Origin of the sequence: Actinokineospora cianjurensis (genome assembly GCF_003663795.1) — a bacterium.
GTDB lineage: Bacteria > Actinomycetota > Actinomycetes > Mycobacteriales > Pseudonocardiaceae > Actinokineospora > Actinokineospora terrae.
In genome coordinates, this window is record NZ_RCDD01000001.1 from 593,791 (window position 1) to 609,184 (window position 15,394).

At 70.3% G+C, this 15,394-nt stretch carries 14 protein-coding genes; 6 read left to right on the forward strand and 8 right to left on the reverse strand.

The features are described 5' to 3' along the window. Positions 1-458 precede the first annotated feature (458 nt). The 4 genes from CLV68_RS02740 to CLV68_RS02755 form a co-directional block, all read right to left on the reverse strand. Entirely contained in the window at positions 459-1,142 is a 684-nt protein-coding gene (locus CLV68_RS02740) for an LbetaH domain-containing protein (RefSeq protein WP_121389017.1), read from the reverse strand. Positions 1,143-1,149: 7 nt separating this feature from the next. Next, the gene (locus tag CLV68_RS02745) at positions 1,150-2,100 is read right to left on the reverse strand and encodes a Gfo/Idh/MocA family protein (protein WP_121389018.1); all 951 of its coding nucleotides are present in this window, start codon (positions 2,098-2,100) and stop codon (positions 1,150-1,152) included. Continuing rightward, entirely contained in the window at positions 2,097-3,194 is a 1,098-nt protein-coding gene (locus tag CLV68_RS02750) for a DegT/DnrJ/EryC1/StrS family aminotransferase (protein ID WP_121389019.1), read from the reverse strand. The genes CLV68_RS02745 and CLV68_RS02750 overlap by 4 nt, the downstream gene beginning before the upstream one ends. Before the next feature lie 76 nt (positions 3,195-3,270). After that, complete coding sequence (locus CLV68_RS02755) at positions 3,271-4,962, reverse strand: glycosyltransferase family 39 protein (protein WP_147459863.1); 1,692 nt, start codon at positions 4,960-4,962, stop codon at positions 3,271-3,273. 158 nt (positions 4,963-5,120) lie between these two features. Here CLV68_RS02755 and lhgO point away from each other — a divergent pair, with 158 nt between their 5' ends. The 4 genes from lhgO to CLV68_RS02775 all read left to right on the forward strand — a co-directional run bounded on the left by lhgO (position 5,121) and on the right by CLV68_RS02775 (position 9,893). Beyond that, positions 5,121-6,314 carry an L-2-hydroxyglutarate oxidase gene (lhgO, locus tag CLV68_RS02760; RefSeq protein ID WP_121389021.1) on the forward strand — a complete coding sequence of 398 codons (1,194 nt, stop codon included), beginning with the start codon at positions 5,121-5,123 and terminating at the stop codon, positions 6,312-6,314. A 38-nt stretch (positions 6,315-6,352) separates the two neighbouring features. Beyond that, positions 6,353-7,426, forward strand: a complete 1,074-nt coding sequence (locus CLV68_RS02765) for an acyltransferase family protein (RefSeq protein WP_121389022.1) — start codon at positions 6,353-6,355, stop codon at positions 7,424-7,426. A 403-nt stretch (positions 7,427-7,829) separates the two neighbouring features. After that, positions 7,830-8,924 (forward strand): helix-turn-helix domain-containing protein, encoded by a 1,095-nt coding sequence (locus CLV68_RS02770; protein WP_121389023.1) that lies wholly within the window; start codon positions 7,830-7,832, stop codon positions 8,922-8,924. Between the two features lie 420 nt (positions 8,925-9,344). After that, on the forward strand, positions 9,345-9,893 hold the full coding sequence (locus CLV68_RS02775; protein ID WP_121389024.1) for a hypothetical protein: 549 nt from the start codon (positions 9,345-9,347) through the stop codon (positions 9,891-9,893). Between the two features lie 409 nt (positions 9,894-10,302). Here the strand turns inward: CLV68_RS02775 and serS are convergent, their stop codons facing one another. The 4 genes from serS to CLV68_RS02795 form a co-directional block, all read right to left on the reverse strand. Further along, positions 10,303-11,565 carry a serine--tRNA ligase gene (serS, locus tag CLV68_RS02780; RefSeq protein WP_121389025.1) on the reverse strand — a complete coding sequence of 421 codons (1,263 nt, stop codon included), beginning with the start codon at positions 11,563-11,565 and terminating at the stop codon, positions 10,303-10,305. Positions 11,566-11,630: 65 nt separating this feature from the next. Then, entirely contained in the window at positions 11,631-12,101 is a 471-nt protein-coding gene (locus tag CLV68_RS02785) for a DUF350 domain-containing protein (RefSeq protein ID WP_211346419.1), read from the reverse strand. A gap of 37 nt (positions 12,102-12,138) precedes the next feature. Then, positions 12,139-13,302, reverse strand: coding sequence for a glutathionylspermidine synthase family protein (locus CLV68_RS02790; RefSeq protein ID WP_121389026.1), 1,164 nt, complete (start codon positions 13,300-13,302; stop codon positions 12,139-12,141). A 1-nt stretch (position 13,303) separates the two neighbouring features. Beyond that, positions 13,304-13,948 (reverse strand): hypothetical protein, encoded by a 645-nt coding sequence (locus tag CLV68_RS02795; RefSeq protein WP_246009642.1) that lies wholly within the window; start codon positions 13,946-13,948, stop codon positions 13,304-13,306. A gap of 131 nt (positions 13,949-14,079) precedes the next feature. On the opposite strand from CLV68_RS02795, the gene CLV68_RS02800 reads away from it, so the two are divergent. Together CLV68_RS02800 and CLV68_RS02805 are read left to right on the forward strand one after the other, a co-directional pair. Further along, positions 14,080-15,033, forward strand: coding sequence for a septum formation family protein (locus CLV68_RS02800; RefSeq protein WP_121389027.1), 954 nt, complete (start codon positions 14,080-14,082; stop codon positions 15,031-15,033). After that, positions 15,030-15,380, forward strand: coding sequence for a metallopeptidase family protein (locus CLV68_RS02805; protein ID WP_092786216.1), 351 nt, complete (start codon positions 15,030-15,032; stop codon positions 15,378-15,380). Before CLV68_RS02800 ends, CLV68_RS02805 begins: the two co-directional genes overlap by 4 nt. The last annotated feature ends 14 nt before the right edge of the window (positions 15,381-15,394 follow it).

The window sequence follows — 15,394 nt, forward strand, 5'->3', positions numbered from 1 at the left end:
CTCAGGTGCCCACCCTTTCGCTTGCGTCAACCCGTCACGTGGACTCCACCTGTGGACAAGCCGCCCGACCGGGTGAACCCGCGCCCCTGAACCACGGCCGCCCGCAGGTCGCGCCCATCCACAACACCCGAGTTGTCCACAGTTCGCGCCAACCCTCTGGCCCTGCAACCGTGGTCCGATAGAATGGAGCCGGGGCCGCCCCCCGGAGAGGGTGGGGGCTGGGGTAGGCGGGGAGGGCCTCCGGAACGGCGGCCGAGGGTGGCCGTGGCGAGCGGCGGGGGTTGGGGGCGGCTGCTGAGGCTGGGCTCACGCCTGCTGGCGGGCTCGCTGTGGTCGAGGGCTGGGGCGGCCTGGTGGAGCTGGGCTCGCTGTGGCCGGGGTCGGTCCGCTAGAGCTGGGGCCCGCGGCGGCTGGAAGGCAGGCGTGGCGGGGGGCAGTTGTCGGGCGCGGCTACCGGCTCAGCGGTTCTGCCACGCCTTGAGCAGGGCGGCGACGTCCGGGGGGAGGTCGGGGAGGGTGTCCGACTGGCCGGAGAGGGTGGGGAGGAGGTCGGCGATGGCCTCGTCGGTGCAGCCGCGGCGGGAGAGGCCGACGGTGTTGTGGCCGATGGAGCGGGCGGGGTTGCCGACGACCTTGGCGAAGGCGCCGACCTCGCGGACCACGACGGTGCCCATGCCGACCATGGCGCCGGGGCCGATCTGGGTGCGTTGGTGCACCACGACTCCGAGGCCGAGGTTGGCGCCGGTCCACACGCGGCAGTGGCCCGCGATCTGGACGCCGCTGGTGATGGTCACGTCGGAGTCGATGGCGCAGTCGTGCGCGATCCACGAGCGGCCCATGACGTAGCAGCCGGAGCCGATCGTGGTGACGCCGAACATGCCCTGGGTGATGGACACCGATTCCTTGAAGGTGTTGCCGTCGCCGATGACCACCCCGCCGCCGTCGACCTCGCCGTCCCAGCCGACCGGGTGCGGGCCGCCGCGGTAGTCGGCGGGTTGGCCGATGTCGGCGCGCGGGCCGAACCAGTTGCCGTCGCCGATGCGGGTCGGGCCGACGAGCACCGAGAACGGGCCGATGACGTTGCCGTCACCCAGTTCGACCTCGGGGCCGATGATCGCGGTGGGGTGGATCCGGTTGCCCATCAGGACATCACGACATCACGGCGGCGACCGCGCGGTGCGACGGCAGGATCGAGCGGCGCTCGGCGTCGGCGTCGACCCGGCCCGCGATCAGGTCGAGGAACCGGTCGAGCTGGGTGGCCAGCGGCTCGCGCGCGGTGACCAGCTCGGGGATCTCGATGATGCTCTGCTGGCGGTAGCCGCGGCCGTCCGGGGTGTAGGCGTCCTGCACGACGTTGCGGTACACGGTCACCGTGCGGCTGAGCAGGTCGACCTCGATGAGCCGGTCGAGCTCGTACACCGCGAGGGTGCGGATCTTGCGCTGCCCGATGCGGCTGGCCGACACGGTGGCGACGCCGGTGGTGAAGGTCAGCACCGCCTCGACGACGTCCTCCGCGCCCGGCACCGACGACGGGTGGAACTGGCCGAGGCCGGAGGACACCCGGACCGGCTCGACGCCGCGGAACACCTGCAGCGCGATGTCCACGTCGTGCACCAGCAGGTCCCACGCCACGCCGGTCTTGATCCGCGGCGCGTACGGGGAGTGCCGGGTGGCGGCGACGTGCACCGGCGCGTCGATCAGGCCGAGCGCGGTCATGACCGCCGGGTTGTAGCGCTCCAGCAGCCCGCACATGATCGGCAGGCCCGCCTGCTCCGAGAGCGCGAGGACCTCCTCGGTCTGCGGGAGGTTGGCGCACACCGGCTTCTCGATCAGCAGCGGCTTGCCCTGGCCGAGCACGTCCAGCGCCAGCTGGTGGTGCGCCTCGGTGGCGGCAGCGATCACCACGGCGTCCACATCGGACAGGTCGCCGAGCTCGGGGCGCCAGGTGGTCCCGTACTTCTGCGCCGCGGCGGTGCCGAACTCCTCGCGCGGGTCGATCACGACGGCGAGCTCGCAGTCCTGGCTCTGCGAGATGACGCGGGCGTGCAGCGAGCCCATCGTGCCGACCCCGACGAGCGCGATCCTGGGCAGTGCGGTCATGCGCCGAGCACCTCGCGAACCGTGGTGACGATGGTGTCGATGTCCCCGGCGGTCAGCTTCGGGTGCACCGGCAGCGACAGGGCCTGCTCGGCGACCTTGGCGGCGACCGGCGCGTCCGAGGCGATGACGCGCGGGTGGTCGCGGTAGCAGTCGTAGTCGAAGACGAGCTTCGGGTAGTAGGTGCCGTTGCCGATGCCGCGCTCGGTGAGCTTGGCGGCGAACTCGTCGCGGTCGACGGCGGCGTCCTCGGTGACCAGCACCGTGTACTGGTGCCACACGTGCTCGCGGCCCGGCAGCACCGCGGGGGTCTCCAGGCCGGGGATGCCCGCCAGGCCCTCGCTCAGCGCGGTGGCGTTGCGGCGGCGCGCGTCGGTCAGCGTCGCGAGCTTCTCCAGCTGCGGGATGCCGACGGCGGCGTGCAGGTCGGTCATCCGGTAGTTGTGGCCCGCGACCTCGTACTGGTACCTGGCGCGCATGCCCTGGTTGCGCAGCACGCGCAGCCGGTCGGCGAGCGCGGCGTCACTCGTCGTGATCACGCCGCCCTCGGCGGTGGTGACGTTCTTCGTGGCGTAGAGCGAGAAGCAGCCGATGCCGTAGCTACCGGCAGGGCGCCCGTCGAAGGTCGCGCCGACGGCCTGCGCGGCGTCCTCGACCAAGGCGAGGCCGTGCTCCTCGGCCAGCGGAACGAGCTTGCCCATGTCCGCGGTCTGCCCGTAGAGGTGCACGGGCATGAGGACCTTGGTCCGGTCGGTGACCGCGGCGGCGACCGAGTTCGGGTCGAGGTTGAAGTCGGTGCGGCTGATGTCGGCGAACCGCGCCGTCGCCCCGGCCTCGAGGATCGCGTTGAGCGTCGCGACGAAGGTGAACGGGGTGGTGACCACCTCGTCGCCCGGCTGCAGGTCGAGCACCTCGATGGCCGCGACCAGCGCCGTGGTGCCGTTGTTCACCGCGATCGCGTGCGGGACTCCTGCGACCTCGGCGAAGGCGTCCTCGAACCGCTTGACCATGGGCCCCTGCGCGATGACGCCCGACCGCAGCACTTCCAGGACCAGCGGCTCGGCGTCGGCGACGTCCACGACGGTGATAGGGATCATGCCTCGCTCAAGCTCCAACCTCGGGGTGGGCGGTCCGGACCGGGCCGCGCCCCCACGGTACCGGCCGCCGCCGGGGTCACTCCGTCTGGCCCGGGCGCAGCACCGGCCCGCAGTCGCGCCGGTTGGCGACGGCGTTCTCCCGCAGGACGGGCTCGACGCGGTCGTGGGTGTAGGTCCGCAGCCGCGCCAACTGGGCCTGGTCGGCGACGAGTTCCTTGCGCACCCAGAAGCCGACCCGGTTGTAGGACAGCAGGATCCCCGGCCACGGCGGCGCCGACTGGTAGACCAGGTAGTAGTCCTGGTCGAAGCGGGCGTCGGTGGTGAACCCGAGGGTGGTGTCCCAGGTGCCGATGAAGGTGATGATGCTGGGCTTGGCCTCGGTGAAGGTGTAGTCGCGCAGGCCCTGCAGGTCGGCGTCGCCCAGGTACTCGGCCATCTTGGCGTCGCCGAGCCCGGCCAGGTCGATCAGCCGCAGGTCGCTGGCCATGGACTGGCCGCCGAGGTCGATGACGCCCGCGCTGAGGCCGTCGCGGCCGAGGATGTCGGCGATGCCGTTCATGGTGCGCGCGTCGCGCTCGACCACGATGCACAGCGGGGTCTTGGCGGCCATCCGCCAGCTGCGCGCGGACGCCTCGAACTGCACGGAGGCCAGCGCGGCCGCGGCGACGAGACCGAGCGCCAACAGGGCCCTGGCGCGCAGCCGCGACGCGTCCCACACGACGGTGAGCGACACCCCGGCGATGAGGGCGCCGAGGGTCCAGATCGGGGTGGCGAACCGGTACTCGCCCATCCAGTCGGCTTGCAGCACGCAGAACGCGGCGACGGCGAGGCCGAGCGGGACGAGCAGGCCCGCCAGCTGCGCCCTGGTCGGGGTGCGGCGGGCGAGGGTGGCGGCGACGAGCCCGACGACGAGCAGCGCGGCGGCCCAGCCGACGTAGCCGACCAGCAGGCTGGGCTTGCCGAGGTCCTCCAGCGCGGGCAGCGGCTGGTCCTTGGCCACGGCGGTGTTGGGCACCAGGCGGTGGAAGGTGAACCAGCGGTAGGCCAGGTACGCCCCGAACGGCACGGCGAACGCGCCGACCGAGATCGCGCAGGCGACGAAGGTCTGCTTGATCCGGTCGCGGCGCAGGAACAGCAGCGCGACGATGCCGAACGCGCCCGCGTAGATCGCGCCGTCCGGCCTGCTCAGCGCGGCACCGGCGGCGAACACCCCGGCGAGCACGCCGGTGCGCCAGTTCAGCAGCCGGTCGGCGGCGATGGCGCGGACCAGGACGGTCGCGACCGCGGTGACGAACAGCGCGTAGACCGGGTTCTCCAGGCCGGAGACGATCCAGATGACGAACGAGGGCATGGCGGCCAGCGCGGCGCCCGCGAGCAGGGTCGCCAGCCGGGGGCGCCGGGTGAGCACCTTGGCGGCGAAGTAGAACAGCGTCAGGATCCCCGCGCAGCAGGCGATGCCCAGCGCCTTGGGGAACAGCACGTAGTCCGGGACGCCGAAGATCGTGCCGTGGTCGAACAGGCCGACCAGCGCGCCGAGGGCGAGCAGCGCCATCCAGACCGGGTTGGAGTAGCCCTCGACCGGGTCGAGCCCCGGCTGGAGCACCGGGCCGTACCCGTCGGCGACGTTGCGGGCGTAACCGAAGGTGATCGCCGCGTCGTCCATGATCCAGTGGCCGTAGACGAACCCGTGCGCGGCGATCAGCGCGGTACCGGCCGCGATCGCGGCGACGGCACCGACCCGACCGGCCAGCACTCCGCTTGGGCGCACAGGTGGGACACTCTGCTCGTCCGGGTTCGGTTCCACCACTCGGTCCTGGGAAAGAGCGACGCTCACCAGGTAGCTCGCTTTCGTCGACTACGCGTTGCTGCGCTTGGGGGCGACCTAGGTTACCGAGCGCGTTCGGCTGAGTTGGAGAGGGTTGTGTCATGGCTCGCAAGGTGACGGTCATCGGCGGCGGGATCGTCGGCCTCGCGGTCGCCAGGTCCCTGGTGCAGCGCGGGGCCCAGGTCACCGTGCTGGAGAAGGAATCCCGGTGGGGCGCGCACCAGACGGGCCACAACTCGAACGTCGTGCACGCGGGCCTGTACTACAAGCCCGGCTCGCTCAAGGCGCGGATGTCCGTCGCGGGCAACCGGTCGATGGTGGAGTACGCGCAGGCCAACGGGGTCCCGGTCGAGGTGTGCGGGAAGCTGGTGGTCGCGACCAGCGAGACCGAGTTGCCCGCGCTGGAGGTGCTCGCCCAGCGCGCCGAGGCCAACGGCGTCCCGGCCAAGACGATCACGCAGGCGCAGGCGCGGGAGTACGAGCCCGAGGTCGCCGCGGTCGCCGCGCTGCGGGTCGAGAGCACCGGGATCATCGACTTCCCCGCGGTCTGCGCCGCCATCGTGCGGGAGCTGGAAACTGCCGGTGCCGACCTGCGGCTGTCCACCCCGGCGCTGGGTATCCGCACGTCGGAGCGGGGAACGGTCGAGGTCGCCACGGGGGGCGCGATCGTGCGGTCGGACGCGCTGGTCAACTGCGCCGGCCTGCACAGCGACCGGGTGGCCAGGATGGCCGGGTTCAGCCCGAGGGCCACGATCGTGCCGTTCCGCGGCGAGTACTACGAGCTGCGGCCGGACCGGTCCCACCTGGTCAAGGGCCTGATCTACCCGGTGCCGGACCCGACGCTGCCGTTCCTGGGCGTGCACCTCACCCGGATGCTGGACGGCAGCGTCCACGCGGGCCCCAACGCGGTGCTCGCGCTGCGCCGCGAGGGGTACCGATGGGGTGATCTTTCGGTGGCCGACCTGCTGGAGACGGCCCGCTTCCCCGGCACCTGGCGGCTGGCCCGCAAGTACGCGTTCCCGGTCGGCTACGAGGAGGTGCGCCGTTCGCTGTCCAAGCGCCGGTTCGCCGCGAGCCTGGCCAAGCTGGTGCCAGCCGTCGGCGAGGACGACCTGGTCCGCAGCGGCGCCGGGGTGCGCGCGCAGGCGTTGCTGCCCGACGGTTCGCTCGTCGACGATTTCCTGGTCGAACAGGGCCACCGGCAGGTGCACGTGCTGAACGCGCCCTCGCCTGCGGCCACGAGCGCGCTGGAAATCGGCAACCACTTGGCGGAGCTGCTTTTCACCACAATGTGACCTAATGTTCCCCCGGGGGTTGATTCTCGGAGGACGCCATGCGGACGATCAGTCACGCCGACTACCTGGCCATGCGCAGGTTCGACGCGTTGGACGGTCTTCGCGCGATAGCGGCCGTATTGGTTGTCTTCTCACACTTCGCGGGACCGCAAGCCGCTTTCCTCAACGGCTACCTGGGCGTGGATCTGTTTTTCGTGATCTCCGGGTTCCTGATCACCACGCTCGCGCTGCGCGAGGAGGGCCGCAACCGCAAGATCTCGATCAAGGAATTCTACCTCAGGCGGGCCTTCCGGATCCTGCCCGCGTACTACGTGATCCTCGGCGCGATCGCGGCCATCCTGTGGCTGCGCCGCGAGTACACCGCGAGCGGCATGCCCGCGCTGATGCCGTACTACCTGTGGTTCAACCAGGAACTGGCGCCGCCGAACTGGTGGTTCGGCCAGAGCTGGACGCTGGGCATCGAGCAGAAGTTCTACATCGTGTGGCCCCTGCTGCTCGGCGCGACGTTCCTGCTGCGCCCGGCGTGGCGGATCGCGGGCACGGCCGCCCTGATGGCAGGCACGTTCTTCCTGCTGCCCTACGCCTCCCCGTACCTGATGATCATGATCGGCTGCCAGGTCGCGTTCCTGCTGCACTCGGCCAAGGGCTTCCGCCTGCTGCGCCCGCTGACCCACCCGCTGACCGCACCCCCGATCGCGGTGGCGGCGTTCCTGGTGCAGACCAACATCGCCAACATCTCGGAGTGGAAGGGCGGCCTGCTGCCGATCATCGGCTACACCGTGCTGTGCGCGATGCTGGTGGTCGCCACCCTCGGCCCCGGCCCGATGCAGTGGCTGCTCACCCTGCGCCCCATGGTCTTCATCGGCGAGCGCTCGTACTCGCTGTACCTCCTGCAGAACATCGCGGGCTTCGTCGTCGCCTCAGCCATCCCGATGTTCGCCCCGCACGGCCTGGCCACCGCAGTCGTCGTCACGGCCGTGGGAGTCCTGATGGCAGACGTGATCTACCGCCGAGTAGAACTCCCCATGATCGCCCTCGGCCGCCGGGTGATCCAGTTCCTGCGCGCCCGCAAACAGCAGCGCACCTCCCCCACCCCCGCCCTCGCCACCTGACGCCCACCCCAACCCATCCCACGGTTCTTCCCACCGGCTGACGCAGTGGGCAGGGCAGGTGTGTCACAGCGGGCACGGACCGACCCGACAAGCGGGCGGCCGACTGGGTGAACCTCGCGGTCAGTCGGGGTTGTGACGCCGGGTCACTGTCGAGTGGCGCCCGGTGGACGTCTACACCATGAGCCAAAACCCTGCCTGAGGGAGGACCACCGGTGCCGACCACGAGACCGATGAACCTGTTTCCGGTCACCAGACCGCGCTGCTCACCACCCCGCGGAACGCGCCAACCCCACGGCCACCAGCAAGCCCACCCCGATCGGTCCACCACCGACGACCAAGGCGCCAGTCGCGGTCAGGTGTCGCCCCTGCACGGGGTCACCAGGGGGAAAGGGCACGCGGGTTCATGACGGCAGCGGAGCAGCCTGACCAGGTCGACCCGGGCGTGGAACTGTTGCGCTACACCGAAGGCTTGTTCGAGGCGGAACAGCAGCGCACAGGTCATCGCCCTGGCTACCGCGAGTTGGCCAAGCGAACCAACTTCTCGAAGTCGACCCTCCAGAAGTACTACGGTCCGTTCCTGGCTCGTGCGGGCCAGAGCCCGCCCCTCAACACGGACATCCTCATGGCCATCGTCGCCGCTCTGGACGGCGATACCATCGAGGCCACACGGCTGCACCAGCGCGCGGTGGGCCACCACACGGCGACCACCACGGCAGCCGAGGATCCCCCCTCTCCACAGGGCGAGGCCGACCTCGTGACCGCGACCGCGGGGGTGTCGTGGTGGACCCGCCACCGAAGGCTCGCCCAGGCCATCTGGCTGGGTGGTGCCGCCGCACTGCTGGGGGGCGCGGTGGTCCTCCTGGTCCACGGGTCACCGGCAGGACAGGCCGGCCCTCTCCTCGCCTCGCCATCGGCTCCCGCCCCCGGCACGACAACCCGGTCGATGGAGGCGTCGCCGTCAGCGACCGTGGTCTCGCCGTCGATCACGCCCCTACCGTCATCACCGAATTGGCCATCGACGACCACGACCGCGACGCCGCGGGATCCCGGCCGACCTGAGCCCCCCACGTGGTCGACCCCCACCGTGACCAGCCCCGTCGTCACAACGGTGGTTACGGCCGCGGGCTATGTCGCCGACCCCAACAGGGAGACGTTCGGCGCGTCGAACAACCGCCCACACGTCGGCGACCCCGTCACCCTGCGGGGGATGGGGTACCCGGCCGCCGACCCCACCCTTCGACGAGGACCACAGATCAATGTCCTCGTCGAAGTCAACGGGGTATTTCGATGCATTCCAGAACCCCCGTACGCGAATGTGAACGGGGAGTTCGACACCGTGTTCACCGGTTCGGCAGTCAGACTGCGCCCCGCCGAATGCGAACCGGGAGAATCACGCATCGAAACCGTCCACCTACCGCCGGGCCCAGTGCGAATACGGGCGAGAGCACTCAGCGACCAGCGGTTCGACCAGATCATCACCCTCAACCTCCAGGGCTGACCCGCCGAGCCCACCCCACGCCCCTCGCCCTGTCCTCGCCGCTCCTGCCCGGCGGACGAGTCCGCCGGGCAGGAGCTTGCCCAGCGCGGGTGTCCGCTGGCCGCCGGACACCCGCGGACCAGCAGCACCACGCCTTTCCCTGTCCGGCGACAGCCGCCGACCCCACCAGCGGACACAGCAGGAAACGCCTGGCCCCACGGCGTCCGCGGGCCGGGCCGCGCGTCCGCCACGGAACCTGTTCGTCCGAGGACAGAACGGACACCGCGACACTGTTCCGCACCGGCCGAGAACGTGGTTGTGTGTTCCACGGAAGCGAGAAGCCCGATGACGTCTCGGGTGAAAGAAATCCTTCTCGCGACCCGAACCCGGGTGCCCGTGCAACACATCCGACCCAATCCACATCCATTCTGGAGTTCTGTCGTGGACACTATTCGGCGTATCCTCGCCAAGATCACCACCGTGATGGTGGTGCTGACCGGCTTGACTGTCCTCACCACTGCTACCAGCGCCCACGCGGCCACAGCTGCCGAGTGCAACACGGCCCGGACCAGCACCGTGTACGCCCACCTCGCCAACGACCCGACCCCCGGCCTCCGCATGGAGACCTGGTTCACCCTGGACCGCGCCACCGGGCACATCGACGCCACCACCCACGTCCACTCACTGCTGCTGGCCCGCGGGTTCACCTCCGCCACCATGGCCGTCGCGTACAACTCCTGCGACCAGGTCATCGGCGTCACCCCAGGCATGAACGCCGGCGTCGACGGCATCTGGTTCGGCAACTCCGACCGGTGGATCCAGTGGCAGCGCGACTGGGACCCCCGCATCTCCTCCCGCGTCGCCCGCATCGAGATCCAGCACCGCTGGAACCCCAACTGGTTCATCACCTACCAGCGCCTGCGCGCCATCGCCTGCACGTCCTGGACCGTGATCTCCCCCGGAACGCAGTGCCCACTACCCGCCATGTAACCCCAACCACCTGAACCACGGCAGGCCCCGCCACGCGTGCGGGGCCTGCCGTGGTTGCCGTTCGGCAGGACCGACGCAATCCGTCCGCACGGTTGTCCGACAAGGACATCGAGGTGTCCCGGCCGCCTCGAACAGTCCTGGCGCACCGGAACGGCCGGACGGCCGCCATCATTGCGGGCGCCACATTCGCGAGCGGTCAGATCGACTCCAGGAGGTACGTGTCGGGGACCGACCCGCGCAGGGCCGTTGCACGGCCAGCGGACGCTCGGTGCGCTGGTTGCGCTCGGTCCCCTCACTCACGCACAGCTCCCCGCGCGGCCACGGAGTCGGTGATCTCCGGCAGCGCACCATCGGGGCCCGGACAAGCGGAAGGCGCCTCCGGGAGGGAGGCGCCTTCTCCACGCTGGGTCTAGTTGGTCGGGCGGAGCACGTCCAGGCCGAGGAACGGGCGGAGGGCCTCCGGTACGACCACTGAGCCGTCTGCCTGCTGGTGGTTCTCCAGGATGGCGACGATCCAGCGGGTGGTGGCGAGGGTGCCGTTGAGGGTGGCGGCGGTTTGCGGCTTGTTGTTCTCGTCGCGGTAGCGGACCCCCAGCCTGCGGGCCTGGAACGTGGTGCAGTTCGAGGTGGAGGTCAGTTCCCGGTACGCCTGCTGGGTGGGGACCCACGCCTCGCAGTCGAACTTGCGGGCGGCGCTGGTGCCGAGGTCGCCGGTGGCCGTATCAATTACCCGGTAGGGGACCTCGATCTTGGCCAGCATCTGCTTCTCCCAGTCGAGCAGGCGCTGGTGTTCGGCGGGGGCGTCCTCCGGCTTGCAGTAGGAGAACATCTCGATCTTGTCGAACTGGTGCACCCGGATGATGCCCCTGGTGTCCTTGCCGTACGACCCGGCCTCGCGGCGGAAGCAGGTCGACCACCCGGCGTACCGGCGGGGGCCTGCCGAGAGGTCGATGATCTCGTCGGCGTGGTAGCCGGCGAGGGCGACCTCGGAGGTGCCGACCAGGTAGAGATCGTCGTCGCGGAGGCGGTAGATCTCGCTGGCGTGGGCGCCGAGGAAGCCGGTGCCCGCCATGATCTCGGGGCGGACCAGGACCGGCGGGATGATCAGGGTGAAGCCCGCGGCCGTCGCTTGCGCGGCGGCGAGGTTCAGCAGGGCCAGTTGGAGCTGGGCGCCGATGCCGGTGAGGAAGTAGAAGCGCGAGCCGGAGACCTTCGCGCCGCGTTCCATGTCCAGGGCGCCGAGGCGGACGCCGAGGTCGAGGTGGTCGAGCGGGGTGAAGTCGAACTCGCGGGGCGTGCCGACGTGCTCGATGACCGCGTAGTCGTCCTCGCCGCCGACCGGGGCGGCCGGGTCGACCAGGTTCGGCAGGGCGCGGTGGGCCTCGTCGAGGGCCTGCTCGGCCGCGTGCTGCTCGGCCTCGGCCTCCTTGACCCCCGCGGAGAGCTCCTTGCCCTTGGCCAGCAGCGCCTCGCGCTCGTCGCCCTTGGCCTTGCCGACCTGCTTGCCGAACAGCTTCTGCTCGGCGCGCAGGGAGTCGGCGCGGGAGATCACCGTGCGGCGCCGGTCGTCCGCGGACAGCAGTGCGTCCACGGTCGCGGGGTCTTCACCGCGGGCGCGCTGCGAGGCGCGCACGGTGTCCGGGTCTTCGCGCAGAACCTTGAGGTCGATCACAGGTGGTGAGGGTAGTCCGCACCGGCCGGGTCCCGCCTGCGGTATACCGGCCGGTGCGGGAAACCCTAGGAGATGGCGACCGCGACGATCAGGCCGAGGGCGATGTGCACGGCGGCGACGACCACGCTGGCCGGGGCGAACTTGTCGTCCTGGATGGTGGAGCCGACGTCCAGCTTGGTCACCCATTCGAGGGTGCGCACGGCGAGCACCTGCACGACGATGCCGATCAGGCCGTAGACCACCGAGGTGATCAGGCCCGCGGTCAGGTCGCTGGCCGAGAAGTAGATCGCCACCACGATGATCAGCGCCATGCTGAGCATGCCGGAGGCGGTCACGATCACCGCGTTCGGCTTGCCGGTGCGGACCAGGTCGGACAGCTTGCCCGGGGTGGTCCAGTCGATGGCGTAGAAGCCGATCAGCATGAGGACCAGGCCGATGATCGCGTACAGGGCGATCGCGCCGATGCCCTTGCCGAGGTCGGCGCCGAAGCCTGCGGGCAGGGCGATGTTCGACACCGCGGCGAGTTGAGTGGTCACGAGGTTCTCCAGGGGGAAGTGCTGAGCGGATGCCGTGTCATTGGGGGATCCTGTGCGGGACGAAGGCGGCGCCGTCGTCGGTGACCAGGCCGGCGGTCTCCCGGATGCCCAGCCCGGCGGCGTTGTCGCCGACGATCCAGGCGCCGAGCGCCGGGCGGTACCCGTCGAACTCGGGCAGCGGGTCGAACGCCTGGTAGACGAAACCCTCGGCCCCGTACACGCCGCCGGTCTGGGTCTCGTAGCCGGTGGCGACGATCTGCACGTTGGCGCCCTCACGGCCGAGCTTCGGTTTGCGCACGTACTCGGTGAGCAGGCCGGGCTCGTCGAGGAACGCGGGCAGCAGGTTCGGGTGGCCGGGGTACATCTCCCACAGCACCGCGAGGATCGCCTTGTTCGACAGCAGCATCTTCCACAGCGGCTCGACCCACAGGGTCCGCGGCAGTGACTCCACGACGCGCTTGCCGAAGTCCTCGCCGGTGACCCACTCCCAGGGGTAGAGCTTGCAGACCGTGGCCATGGTCGACTCGGCGAGGTCGACGAACCGGCCGAGGTCGGCGTCCCAGCCGATGTCCTCGATGGCCAGCCCGACGGTGTCCAGGCCGGCCTCGGCCGCGGTCTCCTGCAGGTAGGCGGTGGTCAGGTGGTCCTCACCGCTGGGGTCGGCGCCGGACCAGGTGAAGTGGACCTCCTGCGAGGGCAGCAGGTCCTTGACCTCGGTCCACCGCTCGACCAGCTTCTCGTGGATGGAGTTCCACTGGTCGTCCTCGGGGAACACGTCGGTCTTCCAGTACCACTGCACGACGGCGGCCTCCAGCAGGGAGGTCGGGGTGTCGGCGTTGTACTCCAGCAGCCGCGCCGGGCCGGAGCCGTCGTAGCGCAGGTCGAAGCGGCCGTACACGTGCGGGTCGCGGCGCTTCCACGACTCGGCGATGTGCGGCCACACCCACTCGGGGATGCCGAAGTCGCGGTACCGCTCGGTGAGCACGATGGTGTCGACGGCTTCCAGGCACATGGAGTGCAGGAGTTCGACGTCCGCCTCGACCGAGAGGATCTCGTCCATCTCGAAGGCGTAGTGCACGGACTCGTCCCAGTACGGGCGCAGGCCGCCCCCGCCGTAGCGGGCGGGGGTGCCGAACACCAGTCCCTGCGACTCGATCCTGGCCCGCCAGTCGCCGCGGGCCGGGTGACGCTCTCGGCGCAAGTCAGCTGCCCCCGCTCTTCCCACCGCTGCTGACGCCGAGACCACCGCGCTGCACGGTCTTACCGGAGTTGGTCTTGACCGTGGTGTCACTGCCCGGCGACACGTAGCTACCGCCGGTGACCTTCTGGCCGACCGAGCCGGAGCCGCCGTAGTTGTAGCGGTACGAGGAGCCGCCGATGAAGATGAAGCCGCCGCTGGAGTACCCACCGTGGCTGGACGCGTACGTCGAGTCGCAGTAGTCGTCGTCGACGATGACGCCGTCGTTGGTGGTGCACTGCGCGGTCACGTCGTCCGGTGTGGACGCGGCGTAGACCACGGCGACCAGCGCCACCACGCCGACGGTGACCCCGGAGCCGATGAGGATGCGCTTGCGCTTCTTGCGCTTGCGCTCGGCCTCCTCGTACTCCGCCTGCTCCGCCTCACGCTGGCGGCGCTGCGCGTCTCGACGGGCGCGTTGCTCGGCCACCGAGGGTTTCTTGGCCCTGGTGGTCTCGTCCTGGTAGCTGACCGACCCGCGCTTGGGCTCGTCCTCGGGCAGTGGCTCCGGGACGTAAGCGGGGACGTCGGTGCTGTTGTCGCTGGTCTTGCCGCTGGCAGGCCCGTCGGCGGGCTGCTCGGCGCCCGAGGGCTTGTCGTTGTCAGTCATGAACCACTCCCGGCGCGAACCCTAGCTGACCAGCGGCGCGGCTGTCGGATGTTTGTCACGATCGCAACCTCTCCCCCGCTGTTGTGCTCCCGTGGCCGCGTCCGCCACCGGGACACGGCATCATGGAGTAGATGTCTGGCAGCGGCGGTTGGTTTCGGTCGAACGACAACACGGCGAAAACCCGGGTCATGATGGGCGGGGCGTTCGCCGGTTCGCTGCTGCTCCTGACCACGAGCATGGTCTTCTCCTGGCCGGTCGGCGCGGGCGGCGCGGACCTGACCCCGGCCGAGGAGGCGGACCTCGCGTTCGACTCCCCCGCGGGCAGCTGTCTCACCTGGACACCCCCCGACGGCACCGACATGGCCCGGGTCGACTGCGCCAAGCCGCACCTGTTCGAGGTGACCAGCAACGTCGACATCTCGGCGGAGTACCCGGCTGACGCGCCGCCACCGGACCAGACCCGCTGGCAGGACATCGCCGAGCAGAAGTGCACCCCCAGCGCGACGTCGTACCTGGGCGGCAAGCTCGACCCGTACGGCCGGTACCGGATCAACGCGCTCAAGCCCGTCGACGCCAAGTGGCTCGACGGCGACCGCAAGGTCCGCTGCGGCCTGCAGCGCACCGCCCCGTCGGGCAGCCTGATCCCGGTGACCGGCTCGGCCGCGCGCCAGGACCAGTCCAATGTGCACGACCCGGGGACGTGCCTGGCGCTGGAGGGCCAGAAGATCGGCGACCCCATCGCCTGCGACAAGGCCCACGCGTACGAGATCGTCGGCACCGTGAACCTGGGCGCGGTCTTCCAGGGCGAGTTCCCCCAGGAGACCGTGCAGCGCGAACGGGCGATCGAACTCTGCGCCACCATCACCACCGAGTACACCGGCGGCGCGGACCTGGCCGCCAAGGGCCTGACCCCCTACCCGGACACCCTCCAGCAGGAGAGCTGGGACGCGGGATCGCGCAAGGTCGACTGCAAGGTGGGCGCCAAACTCCCCGACGGCTCCGGCCTGGCCCCGGTGACCAACAGCGTCCGCGGGACCCCTGGCACCACACCCGCACCCACACCCACGTCGACTCCCGGCGGCTGACGGTGGAGATGTCCCGGGAGCGCTTCGAGGAACTGGTGGCCGAGGCACTCGACGAGATCCCGCGCGAGCTGGCCCGGGCCATGGACAACGTGGTCGTCCTGGTCGAGGACCGCGACCCCGGCGACCCTACGTTGCTAGGGCTCTACCACGGGGTAGCGCTGACGGAGCGCACCTCGCAGTACGGCGGCGAATTACCGGACCGCATCTTCATCTACCGCTCGGCCATCCTGGACATCTGCCAGACGGACGAGGACGTGGTGGAGGAAGTCGCCATCACGGTGGTCCACGAAATAGCCCACCACTTCGGCATCGACGACGCCCGCCTGCACGACCTGGGCTGGGGCTGACACCCCCGCAACGA